19 protein-coding genes, 1 pseudogene and 1 riboswitch are annotated in these 18117 nt (G+C 49.0%); of the genes and pseudogenes, 16 read left to right on the top strand and 4 right to left on the bottom strand.

What is annotated here, in order from left to right; genetic code table 11:
- The 3 genes and pseudogenes from JHL22_RS14700 to wrbA all read left to right on the top strand — a co-directional run.
- Positions 1-391, top strand: a pseudogene (locus tag JHL22_RS14700) (RNA-guided endonuclease IscB); the annotation flags it as partial.
- Complete coding sequence (locus tag JHL22_RS14695) at positions 391-891, top strand: SixA phosphatase family protein (RefSeq protein ID WP_200239141.1); 501 nt, start codon at positions 391-393, stop codon at positions 889-891. The pseudogene JHL22_RS14700 and the gene JHL22_RS14695, both read left to right, overlap by 1 nt.
- 93 nt (positions 892-984) lie before the next feature.
- Positions 985-1599, top strand: coding sequence for an NAD(P)H:quinone oxidoreductase (gene wrbA, locus JHL22_RS14690; RefSeq protein WP_200239138.1), 615 nt, complete (start codon positions 985-987; stop codon positions 1597-1599).
- Between the two features lie 370 nt (positions 1600-1969).
- Here the strand turns inward: wrbA and JHL22_RS14685 are convergent, their stop codons facing one another.
- Positions 1970-2758, bottom strand: a complete 789-nt coding sequence (locus JHL22_RS14685) for an SDR family oxidoreductase (protein WP_200239147.1) — start codon at positions 2756-2758, stop codon at positions 1970-1972.
- Positions 2759-2928: 170 nt separating this feature from the next.
- Here JHL22_RS14685 and cysK point away from each other — a divergent pair, with 170 nt between their 5' ends.
- The 11 genes from cysK to JHL22_RS14630 all read left to right on the top strand — a co-directional run bounded on the left by cysK (position 2929) and on the right by JHL22_RS14630 (position 14364).
- Positions 2929-3912, top strand: coding sequence for a cysteine synthase A (gene cysK, locus JHL22_RS14680; RefSeq protein ID WP_200239136.1), 984 nt, complete (start codon positions 2929-2931; stop codon positions 3910-3912).
- A gap of 155 nt (positions 3913-4067) precedes the next feature.
- A riboswitch (yybP-ykoY riboswitch) is annotated at positions 4068-4243 on the top strand.
- A complete protein-coding gene (locus JHL22_RS14675) occupies positions 4244-4849 on the top strand; it encodes a TMEM165/GDT1 family protein (protein ID WP_200239132.1) in 606 nt (201 codons plus the stop codon).
- 89 nt (positions 4850-4938) lie between these two features.
- Positions 4939-6075 (top strand): MlaE family ABC transporter permease, encoded by a 1137-nt coding sequence (locus JHL22_RS14670; RefSeq protein ID WP_200239130.1) that lies wholly within the window; start codon positions 4939-4941, stop codon positions 6073-6075.
- Positions 6069-6872, top strand: coding sequence for an ABC transporter ATP-binding protein (locus JHL22_RS14665; protein ID WP_200239127.1), 804 nt, complete (start codon positions 6069-6071; stop codon positions 6870-6872). Before JHL22_RS14670 ends, JHL22_RS14665 begins: the two co-directional genes overlap by 7 nt.
- Positions 6873-6877: 5 nt before the next feature.
- On the top strand, positions 6878-7816 hold the full coding sequence (locus JHL22_RS14660; protein WP_200239125.1) for an MlaD family protein: 939 nt from the start codon (positions 6878-6880) through the stop codon (positions 7814-7816).
- Positions 7813-8424, top strand: coding sequence for an ABC-type transport auxiliary lipoprotein family protein (locus JHL22_RS14655; RefSeq protein WP_200239123.1), 612 nt, complete (start codon positions 7813-7815; stop codon positions 8422-8424). The genes JHL22_RS14660 and JHL22_RS14655 overlap by 4 nt, the downstream gene beginning before the upstream one ends.
- Positions 8421-8873, top strand: coding sequence for a D-aminoacyl-tRNA deacylase (gene dtd, locus JHL22_RS14650; RefSeq protein WP_200239120.1), 453 nt, complete (start codon positions 8421-8423; stop codon positions 8871-8873). The genes JHL22_RS14655 and dtd overlap by 4 nt, the downstream gene beginning before the upstream one ends.
- A complete protein-coding gene (locus tag JHL22_RS14645) occupies positions 8863-9549 on the top strand; it encodes an ABC transporter ATP-binding protein (RefSeq protein WP_200239117.1) in 687 nt (228 codons plus the stop codon). Before dtd ends, JHL22_RS14645 begins: the two co-directional genes overlap by 11 nt.
- Complete coding sequence (locus JHL22_RS14640) at positions 9549-10343, top strand: ABC transporter permease (RefSeq protein ID WP_200239115.1); 795 nt, start codon at positions 9549-9551, stop codon at positions 10341-10343. The genes JHL22_RS14645 and JHL22_RS14640 overlap by 1 nt, the downstream gene beginning before the upstream one ends.
- Positions 10344-10364: 21 nt before the next feature.
- Positions 10365-13166, top strand: a complete 2802-nt coding sequence (locus tag JHL22_RS14635) for a cation-translocating P-type ATPase (RefSeq protein ID WP_200239112.1) — start codon at positions 10365-10367, stop codon at positions 13164-13166.
- A gap of 61 nt (positions 13167-13227) precedes the next feature.
- Positions 13228-14364 (top strand): 50S ribosomal protein L11 methyltransferase, encoded by a 1137-nt coding sequence (locus JHL22_RS14630; RefSeq protein WP_200239110.1) that lies wholly within the window; start codon positions 13228-13230, stop codon positions 14362-14364.
- A gap of 15 nt (positions 14365-14379) precedes the next feature.
- Here JHL22_RS14630 and JHL22_RS14625 read toward each other — a convergent pair whose 3' ends face one another.
- A complete protein-coding gene (locus tag JHL22_RS14625; protein WP_200239107.1) occupies positions 14380-14634 on the bottom strand; it encodes a hypothetical protein in 255 nt (84 codons plus the stop codon).
- 303 nt (positions 14635-14937) lie between these two features.
- Between JHL22_RS14625 and JHL22_RS14620 the strand changes: the two genes are divergently transcribed.
- Both JHL22_RS14620 and JHL22_RS14615 read left to right on the top strand, forming a co-directional pair.
- Positions 14938-15306 (top strand): hypothetical protein, encoded by a 369-nt coding sequence (locus tag JHL22_RS14620; protein ID WP_234041324.1) that lies wholly within the window; start codon positions 14938-14940, stop codon positions 15304-15306.
- Between the two features lie 197 nt (positions 15307-15503).
- Positions 15504-17657 (top strand): UvrD-helicase domain-containing protein, encoded by a 2154-nt coding sequence (locus JHL22_RS14615; RefSeq protein ID WP_200239104.1) that lies wholly within the window; start codon positions 15504-15506, stop codon positions 17655-17657.
- Here JHL22_RS14615 and JHL22_RS14610 read toward each other — a convergent pair.
- Both JHL22_RS14610 and JHL22_RS16120 read right to left on the bottom strand, forming a co-directional pair.
- Positions 17631-17963 carry a hypothetical protein gene (locus JHL22_RS14610; protein WP_200239101.1) on the bottom strand — a complete coding sequence of 111 codons (333 nt, stop codon included), beginning with the start codon at positions 17961-17963 and terminating at the stop codon, positions 17631-17633. The genes JHL22_RS14615 and JHL22_RS14610 overlap by 27 nt on opposite strands.
- 21 nt (positions 17964-17984) lie before the next feature.
- Positions 17985-18116, bottom strand: coding sequence for a hypothetical protein (locus JHL22_RS16120; RefSeq protein WP_268918934.1), 132 nt, complete (start codon positions 18114-18116; stop codon positions 17985-17987).
- Between the last annotated feature and the right edge of the window lies 1 nt (position 18117).

Here is an 18117-nt window from a genome sequence, read left to right as displayed (position 1 = left end):
CACCTTACAAGTAAATTGTACCGGGCGAGGCAGCTACCAGCGCACCCGTCTGAATAAGTACGGTTTCCCTCGGGGCTATTTGATGCGCCAAAAATCCGTCAAAGGCTTTCAAACCGGCGATCGGGTAAGGGCTATCGTGCCGGCCTCCAGCAAAAAAGCAGGAACGTATACCGGGCGCGTCGCCGTCCGGGCTTCGGGCAGCTTCAATATTCAAACCGGTAGAGAGATCGTGCAAGGTATCTCGCACAAATACTGCCGAATCATTCAACGTAGCGATGGCTACGGTTATACAAAGATAGCATCTTTACAAGGAGACGCAGGAATTGGGCATGGTTACCATGCCGTGCTATCCCTCCCCGCCCTAAAGGGCGAGGTTTCCCGCGCAAGTTGATGAAAACCTTACTATTGGTACGTCATGCAAAATCAAGCTGGAGTGATCCCACCTTGCCGGATCGTATTCGTCCATTGGCCGGCAGAGGAAAGCATGATGTCGTTAAAATGGGTTCGCGTTTGGCGAACCGGGGAGTCAAACCCGACTTGCTGGTGACCAGCCCGGCTGTACGAACCGTGGAAACGGCAAAAGCCATTGGCAAGGAGCTGGAATATAAACACAGGAATATTGCCGTGAATGACCGCCTATATGCTTGCCAGCCTGACGATATTCTTGAAGTGGTGAACGGTTTTGATGACGGACTGTCGTATGTCATGCTGGTTGGACATAATCCGGAGCTGACTGATTTTGTGCATTTGTTTACCGACAGCGTTGCTTACATGCCAACTTGCGCCATGCTGGAATTACAGTTTGATGTTGATGCCTGGGCGGATATTTCCCGTGAAAATTTGCATCGGGCTTTGTATGATTTTCCCAAGAATGAGCACCCGGTGGCCTAGTCATTGTTTGGGCGGTTTTGTAATATACTGTTTTTGTTGGTACGTTTCTTTGTGTTTTAACCCGCAGTAAATACCTTAACAGAAGGAATCATCATGGCAAAGATTTTAGTACTTTATTATTCTTCCTACGGGCATATAGAAACCATGGCGCAAGCAGTTGCCGAAGGTGCGCGGGCGGTGGCAGGTACCGAGGTCGTGGTTAAACGGGTACCCGAGCTGGTTCCCGAAGAGGTTGCCCGCAATGCGCATTTCAAGCTGGACCAGCAGGCGCCCATTGCCACCACGGCAGAACTGGTTGAATACGATGCCATTGTTTTTGGCACGCCAACCCGTTTTGGCAATATGGCCGCCCAAATGAAAAACTTCCTGGATCAAACGGGCGGTTTATGGGCTTCGGGGGCCTTAATTGGTAAAGTGGGCAGCGTCTTTACGTCTACCGCCACCCAGCATGGCGGGCAGGAAAGCACTATTTTATCAACCCATACTGTGCTGCTGCACCAGGGCTTTATTGTGGTTGGCTTGCCTTATTCATTCCAGGGGCAAATGATCCTTGATGAAGTCACCGGCGGCAGCCCCTATGGTGCCTCTACCATTGCAGGTGGTGACGGTGCCAGGAAACCCAGTAAAAATGAGCTGGATGGCGCGCATTATCAGGGTAAACACGTGGCTGAAATCACAACAGCGCTGGTCAAGGGCAGGTCAGTGTAAAGCAGCGAAAATTTGTCCACATGGCTAAAGCTGTCCACAAATTTTGTTGAGATCATTGTGGATAACTATTTCATAAGATTGAAATATTTTTATAAGTTATTGATAAATAATATTTAATTTTTGTTTTAATAAGGTTTGATCGTTTAATAAGCGTTTTGGGGTTTATAACCAGATTACCGGTTTATTACAACCTACTTATACGATTGGTTTTAAAAGACCCCCAAGCGCCTATTTACTCTAACCACCAATCGTTGAGTAATTGGGTTTAGAGAGTACTCAAGGACTGAATCCGGTATTCAACCGATTTCAGTCCTTTTAATTTGAGCTGTTTGTGAAAGCAGGCGTGAAGATGTTGCCGGAAACCGCTTGCTTATTTCAGAAAGCTGGCCCCGCCATCGGCTTCAATAACCAGGCCGGTAAGATAAGAGGCTCTTGCCGAGGCTAGAAAAGCAACAATATCGGCCATTTCTTCGGGCTCGGCAGGACGACCAAAAGGCAAATGCTCAAGTAGTTCCTGCCAGCGTTCAGGATCATTGAATTTAGCTTGTGCGCGAGACCTGTAAAGCGTAAGCAGGCGGTCTGTTTTGGTGGGGCCAGGGTTAAGGCCCAGCACGCGTACACCGGCTGTACTGCTGTATCCGCCAACCGCCTTGGTAAAGGCAATTAATGCAGCATTGCCGGTAGAGCCGGCCAGGTATTCATAGCGGGGGTTACTGCCTGCAGCGCCAATTACGTTAATAATCACGCCTGATTTTCTTGCCATCATGATATCCAGGGCCAATCGGGTCAGTTCTATATAACCGTGTACCTTCAGATCCCAGGCTTTTAGCCAGGTGGCGTGATCAACTTCCCGAAAGCCGCCTCCGGGAATAGCGCCCGCATTATTAACCAGAATGTCGGTGTTTTCCAAAACAGGAGCCAGCTGCTCGCGATTTTTCTGGCTGGATAAATCAAGGACTGTGGTTTGTGCTGTTGTACCGGTTTGTGATTTTAAAGCGTCAGCCGCCTTTGCCAGGGTTTTGGCATTGCCCGAAACCAGATGGATATGTGCACCTTCCCTGGCCAGGGCTATGGCGCTGGCCAATCCTATTCCTCGTGATCCACCCGTAATAAGTACCTGTTTATTTGCAAGCTCCAGATTCAATTTTTCCTCCTGAATGGTTTGTATTGCCTTAGTTTTACATTATTTTTCATGTTATTTATATAAATATTAGTAATATAGAGTTAATCAATTTGTTGTTCTTTTTTGTAAAGAATCAACCTATACTTTTTTACGGTTTTGATCTAGTAGATTTAAAATTTTTAGCAATTTTTTATGTGGATATAGTTATGTCTAAATGGTTTTCTGATAATGCACAGGCAATAGGCCGCACACCTTTGGTTAAATTGAATCGTGTTACCGATGGTGCGGGCGCAACGGTTCTGGCAAAAATCGAAGGGCGTAATCCCGCTTATTCGGTCAAGTGCCGAATTGGCGCTGCCATGGTTGCCGATGCAGAGCAAAAAGGCATTTTGACTGCCGGCAAAGAAATTGTTGAGCCAACCAGTGGTAATACCGGTATTGCGCTGGCATTTGTGGCCGCCTCAAAAGGTATCCCCATTACCCTGACCATGCCTGATACCATGAGTCTTGAGCGCCGTAAACTGCTGGCTGCGTTTGGTGCCAAACTGGTGCTTACCGAGGGTGCCAAAGGTATGAATGGTGCTATTGCCAAGGCAGAAGAAATTGCCGCTTCCGATCCAGCTAAATATGTGTTGCTGCAGCAATTTAAAAACCCGGCCAATCCTGCCGTTCATGAAGCAACCACCGGTCCGGAAATCTGGAACGATACTGATGGCACCATTGATATCCTTGTCTCGGGGGTGGGTACGGGTGGCACCATCACAGGGGCAACCCGCTATATCAAGAAAGCCAAAGGTAAAAATATCCAGGCCGTTGCCGTAGAGCCTGTCGACAGCCCGGTCATTAGCCAGGTGCGCAGTGGCCAGGACATTAAGCCAGGGCCACATAAAATCCAGGGGATCGGTGCCGGTTTTATTCCCGCAGTACTAGATCTATCTTTAATTGATTCGGTAGAGCAGGTCTCCAATGACGATGCGCTTGCTTATGCATTGCGTCTTGCCCGGGAAGAAGGCATTATTTCGGGTATTTCCAGTGGGGCAGCGGTAGCGGCAGCCGTTCGTTTAGCCAAGCTGCCCGAAAATGTAGGCAAAGTGATTGTGGCTATTTTGCCCGATTCTGGTGAGCGCTATTTAAGCTCTGTTCTGTTTGACGGGCTTTTTGATGAAAAAGGGCTGGCAACCGCAAGTTAAAAACTGGCATGATTCTTAAACGAAACGGCATTAACGGGTCTTGGTGGCCCCCAAAACATTCAGTATCTTTATTTTTTTGTGGGCTATCAAACCAATAGTTTTTTTATATTGTGAATGTAAAACGACCTCCTGGTTTATTTTACATGCTAGAATTCGCTCACTTCATTGGGGAGTAGCCTCTCTGTTACCAGAGGTTTACGTCAACATACTTGGCATTCGCTATGGCGTAAACGGTTTACACAACTTGGCAAGACCTTTGATTATTGTGTTTCCCTTACTTGGCCGGAGAAATACAGTAGTCATTCGTCTCATTCCGGCCTTGGTGTAAATTATGGAAGCACTTCTTGTTTCTACCGGCGTGGTTGCCCTGGCTGAAATGGGCGATAAAACCCAGTTGCTGGCGTTTATTCTTGCCGCCCGCTTTAAAAAACCCCTTCCTATTATTCTTGGTATTTTTGTTGCCACTATCGTTAATCACGGTTTGGCTGGCGCCTTGGGGGGCTGGATTACCTCGGCGGTTAGTCCCGAGATTTTACGCTGGGTACTGGGTCTTTCATTTATTGCTATGGCCATCTGGACCTTGATTCCCGATAAAATCGAAGAAGAGGAAACCACCATTGCCGGCAAATTTGGGGTTTTCGGGGCCACGCTGATTACTTTTTTCCTGGCAGAAATGGGTGATAAAACCCAGATTGCTACGGTAGCCATGGCTGCACACTATTCAGCACCTGCTATTGGCGCTCACTTTACAACGTTATTGATGGTGGTTATTGGTACCACATTGGGTATGATGATTGCCAATGTACCGGCGGTATTTATTGGCGACAAGCTGGCCGACCGGATTCCCATGAGGCTGGTGCATACGATTGCCGCCTGTATTTTTGCCGCACTGGGCGTAGCCACTTTGCTGGGGGCTGGTTCAGATTTGGGTTTTTAGAACTTAAATGAATTATAGTTAACCCTGTGCAAAAATTGTTTGATAAGTAAAGACTAATATGCGTTACGGTTATTTTCAATGTGAATCATATGCAAGCTGAATTTCTGGTTACCGAGCAGCGATCAGATGGTAATTATCTTTGTATTCAGGGTGACTGGACACTGGGTAATTTTTCTGCATTGGAAAAACTCTCAAGCCGCTATAAAAAACAGCCGCTACCCGACAAAAGCAGTCTGGACACCAGCCGGCTAGGCAGGCTTGATACCGTTGGCGCATCAGCGCTGATTCAATTGCTGGGGCACGAAAATACGCGTCAGCTATTACTGGCAGACAGTATGTTGCCGGCAGAAAAAAAAGCACTTATCCACACAGTGGCACAGGCACTTGAATTAACAAACCCCGCCATACAAAAGAAAAAACCCGGCGCAATTAGCCGTTTTTTTGGGCAAACAGGGTATTCAGTCAGTGCTGTCTGGCAGCAGTTTATCTCGCTTCTGGGGTTTGCCGGTTTAATACTTGAGGCTCTGTTCCGTCTTCTTTGGCACCCCGGTCAATGGCGTTTTACCTCGGTGGTTGCCCAGGTACAAAGTAGTGGGCTCAATGCCGTACCCATCGTAATGTTATTAACCTTTATGGTGGGGGCGGTCATTGCCTTTCTGGGAGCCACCGTATTGGCCGAGTTTGGCGCTTCGGTGTACACGGTGCATTTGGTGGCATTTTCCAACTTGCGCGAGTTTGCCATTTTGCTCACCTCCATTCTCATGGCAGGCAGAACCGCCAGTGCATTTACGGCACAGCTGGGTTCCATGAAGGTCAATGAAGAAATTGATGCCATCAAGGCCTCGGGCCTGAATCCCGTTTACCTGTTGGTCATTCCACGGGTGCTGGCCTTGCTGGTTGCCCTGCCTATCCTTACTTTCCTGGGCATGGTGTCGGGCATCCTGGGTGGCCTGGCAGTCTGTACCTTAAGTCTGGGTATTTCACCGGTCATGTTCATGGATATCATTAGTGAAAATGTCGAGGTCCGTCATTTCTGGATTGGTATTTCCAAAGCACCAATTTTTGCTTTTGTAATTGCTGTGGTTGGGTGCCATGAAGGTTTCAAGGTTAGTGGCAGTGCCGAATCGGTGGGCGAACACACCACCTCCAGTGTGGTGCAATGTATTTTTTTGGTTATTTTGCTTGATGCCCTGGCTGCCTTGTTTTTTATGGAAATGGGATGGTAGCTCAATTGCCTGAAAACCCCACAACGGTTATTGAAGTCAGGGGGCTGGTGAACAGTTTTGGTACCCATGTCGTCCACAAGGATCTTGATCTGGATGTGTATCAGGGAGAGATCATGGGGGTCGTTGGCGGGTCGGGTACCGGCAAGTCAGTGCTGTTACGCTCCATCGTAGGTTTGCTCAGGCCGGTTGCCGGTTCAGTCAAGGTTTTTGGACAAAACCTGCTTCAGTTGTCAGACCGCGACCGCTCACAGCTGGAAACAAAGTTTGGTGTGCTGTTTCAGCGCGGTGCCTTGTACTCATCTCTTACTGTACTTGAAAATGTGGCTTTTCCTTTAATAGAACAGGCGGGCCTGAAGCGGGCTGATGCCGAGGAAATTGCCCGTCTTAAAATTGCCCTGGCCGGTTTGCCCGCCAAGGCAGCCGATGATTATCCGGCCAGCCTGTCAGGAGGTATGGTTAAGCGTGCGGCCCTGGCGCGGTCCCTGGCACTGGACCCGGCAATCCTGTTTCTGGATGAGCCAACAGCGGGGCTGGATCCCATCGGGGCTGCCAGTTTTGACCAGCTGATCATGACCTTGCGAAATGCCCTGGGGTTAACCATTTTTCTGGTTACCCATGACCTGGATACCCTGTATACCGCTTGTGACCGGGTTGCGGTTTTGTCAGAAAAGAAAGTATTGGCGGTTGATGTACTGGAAAAAATAGAGCAAATTGACAATCCCTGGATTCAGGAATATTTTCATGGTCCCCGAGGAAGGGCGGCCTATCATGCGGGACACCCGTTGTCCCAGGAGTAGAAAGAATGGAACCCAAGGCGCATCATGTGCTAATTGGCATTTTTACCGTTGTGTGTACAGCGGCAGCCTTGTTATTTGCCCTGTGGTTGGGCAAGTCCAGTGCTGATAATAATGCCCGTTATTACATTATTGAATTTAATCAGGGGGTTAGCGGCTTGTCCAAGGGCAGTGCCGTGCAATACAGTGGTATCAAGGTGGGCGATGTCGTTTCCCTGTCTTTGGACCCTAATGACCCACGCAAAGTGCTGGCCCGAGTTAGGGTTCAGTCAGATGTACCCATCAAGCAGGACGTTACTGCCAAGTTAAGCATTACAGGTATTACGGGGCTTTCGGTGATTGAATTCAGTGGCGGTTCGCCAGGCAGTCCTGAATTAGTGGGTGTTGATGGTAACGATCCGGTCATCTTGGCAACCCCCTCGGCCCTGATGGCATTGTTGAGCAATAGCGAGTCATTGATGTACAACCTGACGGAGCTGATTGTGAATGCTAAAAATGTCTTGTCGGATGAAAATGCAGAAAAAATTGGCAATACCCTTGATAACATTGAAGACATCAGCAATTTCCTGTCTGCCCAGGAAACCAGTGTGGATGGCTTGCTCACAGAAGTAACCGCCATGGTTAAACAGGTCAATGGCGCGATGAAATTTATTTCTGATCTGGCCAGTAATGGCAATGAGTTGCTTAGCCGGCAGGGTGCCAAGGTGTTGGAAAGTGCCAGCCAGGCTATGCAGTCAGTGGAAAATGCGGGTGCCAATATTCAGCAGCTGGTTAAAAACAATCAGGGCGCGATCGGGCAAGGCATGCAGGGGCTCAAGGGTATTGGTCCGGCCTTGCTTGAGTTCCGCAATGCATTTAGTGACTTACAGGGCATTATCCGTCAATTAAAAGATAATCCGTCCGAGTATCTGCTGCACGGCAATCAAATCAAGGAGTTCAAACCATGATAAGGCAATCCAGACGCATCTTACTGTCAGCGCTGGTTTTATTACTTGGCGCGTGTTCAATTCTTCCCAAATCAAACCCGCTCACGGTTTATCAGTTGCCGGCCGCCCATGAGGCAACGGCACCGGTTTTTTCTGGGTTGTCTACCAGGTCTTTAATCGTTTTCACGCCTTATGCCAACAGTTTTCTGGATGCCGACCGTATTACTGTCATTCCATCCGGCAATCGTCTCAGTGTGTATGAGGGCAGTCGCTGGGGGGATCAGGCACCGGTTGTTTTTCGTAGCCGGCTTGTTCAGGATTTCCGGAAAACCACCGACCTGAAAGCGGTTGGTAATGAACGTGAAAACCTGCTTGCAGATTATCAGTTACGTGGAGATCTGACCGCTTTTCAGGTTGAATACCGCAATGAGCAGCCAACAGCCGTTATTGCCTTTGATGTCAGTCTTACTGATGGCCAAAGCGGTCGGGTAATTGCCAGTCATCATTTCAGTGTTACCGAAGTGGTTGATGGAAGCCAGGTACCTGAAGTTGTCCAGGCTTTCGGGCGGGCATCCACCCGTATCAATCATGACATTATTCAATGGGTGTATCAGGTAGCCGGAAAATGAAAGTTGTTGTTCAACGTGTACAAGAGGCCAATGTCACGGTAGAGGGTGAATTAAAAGCAAGTATTGGCCGGGGAATGCTACTGCTGGTGGGCATCACCCCTGATGATACCCAAAAGGATATTGATTATCTGGTGCGTAAAATTACACAGCTACGGATTTTTGATGATGAGCAGGGAGTGATGAATCTGTCCATCCTCGACAAGGGTTTTGATATTCTGGCAGTTAGCCAGTTCACCCTGTTGGCAGATACCCGCAAGGGTAATCGTCCTTCGTATATCAAGGCGGCCCGTCCTGAAATGGCATCGCCTTTTTTTGATAATTTTGTGCAGGCGCTTGAAAAGACCCTGGGTGAAACGGTGCCAACCGGCATATTCGGTGCGGACATGAACGTTGCCCTTATCAACGATGGTCCAGTCACCATTTTGCTGGATAGCCTGAATGGGTCATGAAACGGTCTTGTTAAAGGCCGAAAATCTATGCCGGATTGACCCTGTCAGCAAGGTCATGCTGGTGAAATCCGCTTCTTGTATTATTCAGCAGGGTGACCGGATAGTCCTTTCGGGAGGTTCGGGCTCTGGCAAGAGTGTTTTTTGTCGTTTGCTGGCCTTGTTAGACCCGCCAGACCAGGGCAGGATTTTTTTTAACCGGCAACCTGTTACGCAGGCGGATATTCCCCATTACCGTTCAAAGGTGGCTTATATACGGCAACGACCGGTCTTGTTAAAGGGTACGGTGCAAGAAAACCTGATGTTTCCGTTTGCGTTGCGCATAAACCGGGAACATCACTTCAGCCCAGAGAAAATCACCCGGTTTTTATCCATCATCGATAAGCCGGATTCATTTTTGCAAAAAAATGCAGCCGATTTGTCGGGCGGGGAACGGCAGCTGGTTTGTCTGTTACGGGTTTTGCAACTGGATCCGGTCATTTTGTTGCTGGATGAGCCTACTTCTGCCCTTGACAGGGATATGGTCATGCAGGTGGAATTGCTGATTAATAAATGGATGCAGCTACATGATGAAACCAGGGCCTATGTATGGATCAGTCATGATGAGCCGCAAAAACAGCGTGTCGGGCAGAAAATCTGGCGCATGAATGCCGGTGTGTTAACAACGGGTCTCGTGTAATGCCTTCTTATATAGAAATTTCCTATCTGGATATTGCCCTGGCTTCCCTGCTGGTGCTGTCCAATGGCTTGATTTCCATACTGTTAAAGCTCAAGCTTGAAAAGAGTCTGCTCATTTCGGCGGTCAGAATGGTTGTTCAGCTTTTGCTGATTGGTTTTGTTCTGAAATGGGTATTTAGTGTTGATCAATGGTATGTGGTGTTGTTTATTATTGGCATCATGACTTTTATTGCCGGTATGGCTGCGTACAACCGTAATCGTATTCAATACGGTGGTATGCGAATTGATGCGCTGGTGTCGGTCTGGGTCTCTTCCTGGTTGGTGGCCTTGCTGGGGCTGGTAGTGGTGTTGCAGGTGCAGCCCTGGTATTCACCCCAGTATGTGATTCCCATCATGGGGATGATTCTGGGCAATACATTAACAGGGGTCTCATTGGGCCTGGATCGTATTACACACGAACTGACACAAAAACGTGAACAGGTAGAAATGCTGCTTGCCCTGGGGGCTACCCGTTGGGAAGCATTTAAAGAGCCGGCACAAAATGCGGTCATGGCCGGCATGATGCCCACGATAAACAGTATGATGGTGATTGGGCTGGTTAGCCTGCCTGGCATGATGACCGGGCAGATTCTTGCCGGGCAGGATCCCGAACAGGCAATCCGCTACCAGATTATTATCATGTTTTTCCTCAGTGCAGCTTCGTCAATGGGGTGTGTGCTGGCTGTGGTGTTTGTTTTCAGGCGTTTGTTTTCAACATCACATAATTTTATGTATTGGAAGTTGCAGGAAAAATAATCTTCAAAGGTGAGTAAGGAAATGGCAAAGCAAGCTGGCGTAGCTGACCCCTCTGTACAAAGCCCCGAGGCGCTGGTACGGGAAGTGGGTACTCATCCTGAAACCGGTTTGACCAGCATACAGGCCAGCCGGCGATTGCAAAAGGATGGTCTTAACCAGTTGCGTGCCACCAGGCCGGTTCCTGGCTGGAAACGGCTTTTAATGCAGTTCCAGGACCCGCTGGTTTATTTGTTGCTGTTTGCCATTGTCATTTCCGTGCTTGCCTGGGCCATAGAGGGTTGGTCCGGCTGGCCCATTGATGGGCTGGTTATTTTATTGATTGTGGTGGGCAATGCCATGTTGGGTTATGTGCAAGCGCACAAGGCTGAAAATGCCGTGGCAGCGCTGGCCAAAATGACCGAAGTCACTTCTGCGGTATTGCGTGATGGGGTGGTTAGCCGGATACCCAGTACCGGTCTGGTGGTGGGAGATATCCTCATGCTGGAAGAAGGCGATGCCGTTGGTGCCGATGCCCGCCTTATTCGTGCTTCTTCCCTGAAAATCCAGGAAGCATCCCTGACCGGGGAAAGCGAAGCGGTCATGAAGGATGAGGGTTGCCTGACGCAGGTTTTACCATTGGGCGATCGCCTGAATATGATTTTCAAGGGTACAGCGGTTGTGCAGGGTACCGGTAAGGCCGTGGTAACTGCAACTGGCATGGATACCGAAATGGGCTCCATTGCGCAACTGCTGGATCAAACCGTCGAAGCACCTACGCCTTTGCAAAAGGAAATCGGCCATATTGGCCGTATGCTTGGCAAGGCTGTGATTGTGATTGCCATGGTTGTTGTGGTCACGGTATTGCTGTTGGCGGATATCAATAGCGCTTCTGATGTCATTAATGTCCTGCTGCTTGGCGTTTCGCTGGCGGTAGCAGCCGTACCCGAGGGCTTGCCGGCCATACTATCGGTCGTGCTGGCGTTGGGTGTCCAGAGGATGGCCAGCCGTAATGCGATTGTCAAAAAACTGTCCTCTGTTGAAACGCTGGGGTCTGCTTCGGTCATTTGTACCGATAAAACGGGCACGTTGACCCGCTCGGAAATGACCATCGGACAGGCCTATACCTGTTCAGGATGTACCGAGATAAGTGGGGTGGGTTATGTGCCTGAAGGCAGTATCCGGTTTCAGGGGCAAGCCCTGGAACCCGGACCATTGCATGCCGAACTGATGGCGCTGTTAAGTGGCGGCAGTCTGGCCAATAATGCAGATTTGCGCCTGAACCAGGACGGAGAGTGGGAAATTCAGGGAGATCCGACCGAGGCCGCATTTCTGGTTGCCGAACAGAAACTGAATGTGCTGGATCAACGTAAAAAGCGATTTGAAAGGGTGATGGAAATTCCGTTCAGTTCTGACCGGAAAATGATGTCCACCATTGAAAAAGACCATGAGCATGGGGACAGGCTGGTATTGATTGCCAAGGGAGCCCCCGATATACTCATAGAGCGCTGTACGCAATGCCGTTTGGGGACTGAGGTGGTGCCATTTACCGATGCATTGCGCAGCAAGGCACTGGCCGATGTGGATCGCTTGTCCGATGCGGCTTACCGGACCCTTTCTGTTGCCTATCGCCCTGTTGCCGGCAATGAGGACCTTGAGCTGAACGAAGCGCTTGAACAAAACCTGGTCTTTTCAGGTACGGTGGGTATTATTGATCCGCCGCGTGAAGAAGCGGGTGTGGCCATTCAGGAAGCACACCGGGCGGGCATAAGGGTCATCATGATTACGGGTGACCATCCGCGTACGGCAGCCCGCATTGCACAGGATTTGGGCATTATTGCCAAAGGGGAAGAAGCCCTTACCGGCGAGGAACTTGACCGTCTTGATGAGCAGGCTTTTCGGCAGGCCGTGGCAAAGGTTTCCGTTTTTGCCAGGGTAGCGCCCGCTCATAAACAGAAAATTGTTGATGCGCTGCAAGCGATGGGCCATATTGTAGCCATGACCGGTGACGGCGTGAATGATGCACCGGCCCTGAAGTCGGCGGATATTGGTGTGGCCATGGGCGTTACCGGCACCGAAGTCACCAAAGAGGCGGGCAAGATGATTCTGGTTGATGATAATTTTGCCACGATTGTATCGGCCGTGCGGGAAGGGCGGAATATTTTCGATAATATTCGCAAGTTCTTGCGTTATTTGCTGTCTTCCAATATGGGAGAGGTGTTAACCGTATTTTTGGGCGTAGTGGGTGCCAGCATGCTTGGCCTGTATGGTGGGCAAGGGGGCATTGTGGTGCCGCTGTTGGCGACCCAGATCTTATGGATTAACCTGATTACCGATTCAGCCCCCGCACTGGCCATGGGGCTTGATCCCGAAACTGAAGATGTGATGGCACGCAAGCCGCGCCATCACGATGAAAAAACCATTAATGGCCGAATGTGGCTGGGGGTTTTTCTGGTTGGTCTGGTTATGAGTATTGCTACTTTGTTCACGATTGATTTTTATTTGCCAGGTGGCATGATCGAAGGCGACCAAAGTCTTGAGCTGGCCCGTACTGCCGGCTTTACGGTACTGGTATTTGCCCAGCTGTTTAATTGTTTCAATGCCCGTTCTGAGTTAGGCAGTGCTTTTAAGCATATGTTTGTCAACCAGTGGTTGCTGGGAGCCATTGCCTTGTCTGTTTTGTTTCAGGTGGCCGTGGTGCATATTGGGTTTCTTAATGTTGCTTTCAATACCGTGCCGTTAACGCTTGAACAGTGGGGCATGTGTGTCCTGATGGGCAGTAGTGTTCTCTGGTTTAGTGAAATCAGAAAATTACTAATCAGATTAGCCGTAAAATACCGTTCGTAAAGAAGGTGAAGTAAGAGGCTGTCGCGTTGGCAGTGATTGAATATAAGGATAAGAGGAAAAAATGTCCCAAACGATCTCCTGGCAGGATGGGAAGCAAAACCATATGGCCCTGTGGCATTCGGAAAGCGGGGCTAAACCACCCAAACGTATTGTGCCTGTTGATGACACCTTGACGGCCGACCAGGCGCTTAAGCTGGCGCATGAGGGTGCCGGTTTGTTGTGGCAGGGCGATTACCAGAATGCACGTCAGCTGTTGCAGGCCATGATGCGGCGGCTGGATAAAAAAACAGCCAGGAAAAATGGAAAAACGGTTTCCCGCGAAAATATCCGTGACGTTTTCAATTTATACCGGCTGGGGCAGGCGCAACGTGCCCGGTTGCTGGGGATGGTGTTAATCCGTCTTGATCCGGGTTTTAATATTGCCCTGCGTCGTGCCCCTAACGTGCAACAGGCCTGTGCGCAAGTGTATGCCTATACCGATGCGTTTGTTGTGTCGCTTAGGGAATTGTTGGGGGTGATTGGCGCGTTTGAATGGCGGCGCAAAGGGGTACCGGTTCCTGAAACTGGTGGCAGGATTCATCCTTTTTATGGGGTGTTTTCACCGGTTCGGGGTGAGTATCTTAAGTTGCTTAACCAGGCACCTTTGCCCGAGTCTTGCGAAACGGCGTTTGATATTGGTACCGGTACCGGAGTTTTATCTATTATTCTGGCCAAACGGGGTATTAAGCACATTGTGGCTACCGATATGCAGGAAAGGGCGGTTGAATGTGCCCGTTTTAATATTGCCAATGCGGGCTATCAAAACGAGATTACGGTAGAGCAGCGTTCTTTTTTTCCTGAGGGCAAAGCTGATTTGATTGTGTGCAACCCACCTTGGCTACCGGCAAAGCCTTCTTCACCACTTGAGCATGCGGTTTATGACCCAGACAGTTCGATGTTGAAAGGTTTTTTGCAAAACCTGCCGGCACATTTAAGCCGTCACGGGCAGGGGTGGCTGATTATTTCTGACCTGGCAGAGCACCTTGGCTTGCGTAACAGGGAAGATTTACCCGGCTGGATACAGCAGGCAGGCTTAACCGTACTGGAAGCGCATGATATTAAGCCGCATCATGCCAAAGTGGCAGACACCACAGACTTGCTACATGCCGCCAGAAAAGCGGAAGTGACCCGTTTGTGGCGGCTGGCTGTTCAGGTATGAGTTAATGCCTGTTAGTTACTGGCACTGAAATGTCATGAAGTAGGAGTCATCGGCATTACCAGAACCGGTTGGTGCGTGTTGCGAGGCATTAATAACGGCTTGCGCACCGCAGGTTGCCTGTGCTGTTTTCATGCACATTTCCCAATTGGGTGGGGTATTGGCATTTTCAGAGCATTTAACGCCAAAGTTGTTTCTGTCAACGATATCTATGCCGCTAGAGGCACAGCCTGCCAACACAAGGGGAAAAATAGCGAGCAGTATTTTTTTCATGAATTCATCTCCTAGGACAGCGAATATTGTAACTAAATTAAGGGAATGTTTTTACTTTTAGTTGAATTAAGGATATAGTATTTTAATCGCGAAAGAAAATTTCTTGCTATTTTAAAGTAATCGTGTGCCTGAAGTTTAAAGTTGCTGCACAACTTCCCAAACGCCCGAATGGACAAAACGAATCGGTAAAAGTTTTTTATGATGGGGCCGGTATTTGGCAGTTTCTTTTTGTTTCAGAAATTGTGCTGACAAGGTTTACAATGGTTTGTAGGGTAACTGGTCACGTATATTATGAGGATGTCAATGATGAAAAAATATATTATCCCCGCTTTGCTTGTTTTAATGGCTTCGGCAACGGCCCAGGCCCAGAATAGTGATACCCGTTCTGCATGGGCTAAATCCCAGGATATGTATGTAGAGCCTACCTTAACAATTAAAGAAACCACAACTGTCCTGACTCCCGAACAGGCCCAGCAACTTAATACTGGTGTAAGGCAAGTGCCAGCGGGTTCTGTTCAGGATGGTAGCACCGTCAGGACAGTCATTCACCCAGACGGCCGGGTAGAGCGGGTTCAGGAAGCGGCAGGCAATACTATTCCGGTTGCGCCTGGCACAATGCAAATGGCACCGCAAGGCACGGCCCCTGTACAGGATTTGTCTTCACCACAGTAAGTCGTTAAAGCTTCGGCACTCGCCTGACCTGGCTTTTTAGCCGGTATCCCCAGGCAGTCCATATGCCCGCCTTAAAGGCGGGCATTTCAATTATGCAGAAGTAAAGTCACCTGGCCCCCAGGATACATTTAGCCATTTTTCCATTTTGGACCGCTTCCCCCAATTAAAATAAAGCGGCATAAAAAACGGGAGAAGGCATGCATGAGACTGGCAGAAAAACAGAATCGGACTTACAGGAACTGGATACCTATAAATACCTGTTTGACCGGATAGAGCGTCAGCCCCTTACCCTTGAACAACGTACTGCCTGTGTATCACCCGCCAGAAATACGCTGGTTCTGGCAGGTGCGGGCACAGGAAAAACCAGTACGCTGGCTGGCCGCGCGACTTATTTGCAGGTCAGTGGCAAGGCCAGACCAGAACAGATTTTGCTGTTGGCGTTTGCCCGCGAGGCCGCAGATGAAATGGACAGCCGTATTGCTTCCCGACAGGTTCACCGGGGCAAGTCTGTTGAAACCAGGACATTTCATGCGTTGGGGCTAAGTATTGTTCAACAGGTTGAAAAATCCCCCATTTCCTTGTCTGAGTTAAGTGATGAATCCCGCTTGCAGGCCTATCTTGAAAGAGAGTTTCTTCGCTTGATGAACGGTTCAGCACAATATGGGCGTCTGGTCTTGGCCTGGTTTGATGCGTACGAATCCAGGCCCCTTCTTCGCTCCGGGTTTCAGGATGAGAAAAGTTACGAAGCTTATCTGGGACAGCAGGTTTTCAGGTCATACAATGATGATTACGCAAGGAATGTGAGCGAGTTGCTGTTTGCCAATGCGCTGGCTGTGCTGGGCATACGCTATGGTTATCGGGCCCATTATTTCAGGGATGTTTATATTCGTGCTTACGAACCATATAGGTGCTGCTTTTACTTGCCAGCGCATGACTGTTATGTGGAAATTCATGATGTGCCCGAACATCAGCTTGTCAATTATCCGGTGGTGGACAAGTATCGCGAAAAGGTTCGCACTATTCATCGTCACAATGGTACTTTCCTGCTTGAATTTTATGAACAGGAGCCTGGGCTTGATGGCAGCAATCCGTTTATCAGCAAGATTCGGCAGGCACTGGATCCTAAGCGGGCACTCTTGCAAATTTCAGACAGCTTGTTTCGTTCCCCTTCCCGTTTGCGCAGTTTGCTGGATGTGCTCAAACCGGCGCTGCTGGCAGCCAGGTCGGGCCAGGCAAATTTGCCAGCCAAGCGGACAATGCTTGAAAATAAAACCGGTTTTGAAAGCCGTTACCAGGCTCTTTTACTGGATTTATTAATACCCTTGGCCAAGTCTCATGAGCAATATATCCTGGATTCCGGAAAAATTGATTATGCCATGATGATTGAGCGGGCTACCCGCTACGTTCGTGAGGGCAGATATACGGTTTTATGGACAGATATCCTGATTGATGAGTTTCAGGACCTTTCGGCCCAACGCTATGATTTGATCAAGACAATAAGAGATCAAAATCCCCAGATACGGCTTTTTTGCGTCGGCGATGACTGGCAGGCTATTTATCGCTTTGCCGGCAGTGATATTGGCTATACCGCAAGGTTTGAATCCTGGTTTGGCAAGGCCAGGTGTGTGGCATTGTGTCGTACTTTCCGCTTTAATAACCAGATCTCGGCCGTGGCCAGCCGCTTTGTACTGGAAAATCCCGCACAAACCCGAAAAAGCCTGCTTACCAATGTGCAGCAGACCCAGCCGGCGGTCACGGTGCTGGATGAAAAACAGGGTGTGGCACGGGTATTACAGGGAATGGTCCTGAAACAGGATGGGAAACCAGCGGCAACGGTATTGATCCTGGCCCGCTTCCGGCACTTGTTGCTGTCGGCATCTACCCTGCAACGTTGGCAGCAGCAATTTACCGGTTTGCATTTGCGTTGTGCGACGGTGCATGGCTCTAAAGGGCAGGAAGCCGATTATGTCATTGTACTGGGCTTGAATAATGGCGAGTTTGGGTTTCCTTCTGGAAAGCAATCTAATTTATTGCAAGAATCCCTGTTGCCAGACGAGGAGGGTTTTACCCAGGCAGAAGAGCGACGCCTGTTTTATGTAGCATTAACCCGGGCCAGGCACCATGTTTACCTGTTGTATGACCCGGATAATCCGTCAGACTTTGTGCTTGAATTATTAAATAATGACTATGCAGTAGAAGTAATGGCTAACAAAGACTGGCAAGCCGGGGGTTTTTCAAGTCTAGGTAAGCGTTCCGGCCAGGGCAAGGCTAAAGACCAGCCATACCCCTTTTTTAAAAACGGGTTGAAAACGGCTTTGCAGACCTTAATTGGGCTTGATAAAAGAACGTGAATCTTGATAATTCAGAAAATCCAGTCCAACATGGAAACTGTTTTCATCTGAGCAAAAGAAAATAACCGTATCTTCCGGTTGCATGTTAACCAGAACCGATTCCATTTCGTCTTCAATGTCCTGGGATTCGTTAATAGAGGCAACGTGGATATCGTTGCCTTGTTCAAAACGTTCTTTAGGAACCAGTGTGGTAATTTCTTCGAAATCGGTTTCACCCAGGATGAAATAAATATTCAAAGACTGGTTTTCAACTTCACACTGAATTTCTATGCCGTGCTCAAGAGGGCGGATTAAAGTGCTTTGCATTTTTATGGGGCAGTATTGTTATTATTGGGGAGTCATTAAATTGGTTGGGGGCGGGACATCGGCAGGCACCGAAGGGGCACCATCATAAAAGCCTTTGCTGCTACAGGCGGCAAGTAGGGTGGCAATGGCTAGCAAAAATAGTTTGTTTTTCATG

Origin of the sequence: Advenella mandrilli, assembly GCF_016595155.1 — a bacterium.
In the GTDB taxonomy this organism is placed as follows: domain Bacteria; phylum Pseudomonadota; class Gammaproteobacteria; order Burkholderiales; family Burkholderiaceae_B; genus Advenella; species Advenella mandrilli.
The sequence above is the reverse complement of the archived record's forward strand: the minus strand, read 5'-3'. Positions and strand labels throughout refer to the sequence as shown.

What these genes read in the sequence shown, in the direction of transcription:
- JHL22_RS14695 (WP_200239141.1), top strand. Translation starts at nt 391, where the DNA reads ATGAAAACCTTACTATTGGTACGTCATGCAAAATCAAGCTGGAGTGAT.
- wrbA (WP_200239138.1), top strand. Translation starts at nt 985, where the DNA reads ATGGCAAAGATTTTAGTACTTTATTATTCTTCCTACGGGCATATAGAA.
- cysK (WP_200239136.1), top strand. Translation starts at nt 2,929, where the DNA reads ATGTCTAAATGGTTTTCTGATAATGCACAGGCAATAGGCCGCACACCT.
- JHL22_RS14675 (WP_200239132.1), top strand. Translation starts at nt 4,244, where the DNA reads ATGGAAGCACTTCTTGTTTCTACCGGCGTGGTTGCCCTGGCTGAAATG.
- JHL22_RS14670 (WP_200239130.1), top strand. Translation starts at nt 4,939, where the DNA reads ATGCAAGCTGAATTTCTGGTTACCGAGCAGCGATCAGATGGTAATTAT.
- JHL22_RS14665 (WP_200239127.1), top strand. Translation starts at nt 6,069, where the DNA reads ATGGTAGCTCAATTGCCTGAAAACCCCACAACGGTTATTGAAGTCAGG.
- JHL22_RS14660 (WP_200239125.1), top strand. Translation starts at nt 6,878, where the DNA reads ATGGAACCCAAGGCGCATCATGTGCTAATTGGCATTTTTACCGTTGTG.
- JHL22_RS14655 (WP_200239123.1), top strand. Translation starts at nt 7,813, where the DNA reads ATGATAAGGCAATCCAGACGCATCTTACTGTCAGCGCTGGTTTTATTA.
- dtd (WP_200239120.1), top strand. Translation starts at nt 8,421, where the DNA reads ATGAAAGTTGTTGTTCAACGTGTACAAGAGGCCAATGTCACGGTAGAG.
- JHL22_RS14645 (WP_200239117.1), top strand. Translation starts at nt 8,863, where the DNA reads ATGGGTCATGAAACGGTCTTGTTAAAGGCCGAAAATCTATGCCGGATT.
- JHL22_RS14640 (WP_200239115.1), top strand. Translation starts at nt 9,549, where the DNA reads ATGCCTTCTTATATAGAAATTTCCTATCTGGATATTGCCCTGGCTTCC.
- JHL22_RS14635 (WP_200239112.1), top strand. Translation starts at nt 10,365, where the DNA reads ATGGCAAAGCAAGCTGGCGTAGCTGACCCCTCTGTACAAAGCCCCGAG.
- JHL22_RS14630 (WP_200239110.1), top strand. Translation starts at nt 13,228, where the DNA reads ATGTCCCAAACGATCTCCTGGCAGGATGGGAAGCAAAACCATATGGCC.
- JHL22_RS14625 (WP_200239107.1), bottom strand. Translation starts at nt 14,634, where the DNA reads ATGAAAAAAATACTGCTCGCTATTTTTCCCCTTGTGTTGGCAGGCTGT.
- JHL22_RS14620 (WP_234041324.1), top strand. Translation starts at nt 14,938, where the DNA reads ATGATGAAAAAATATATTATCCCCGCTTTGCTTGTTTTAATGGCTTCG.
- JHL22_RS14615 (WP_200239104.1), top strand. Translation starts at nt 15,504, where the DNA reads ATGCATGAGACTGGCAGAAAAACAGAATCGGACTTACAGGAACTGGAT.
- JHL22_RS14610 (WP_200239101.1), bottom strand. Translation starts at nt 17,963, where the DNA reads ATGCAAAGCACTTTAATCCGCCCTCTTGAGCACGGCATAGAAATTCAG.
- JHL22_RS16120 (WP_268918934.1), bottom strand. Translation starts at nt 18,116, where the DNA reads ATGAAAAACAAACTATTTTTGCTAGCCATTGCCACCCTACTTGCCGCC.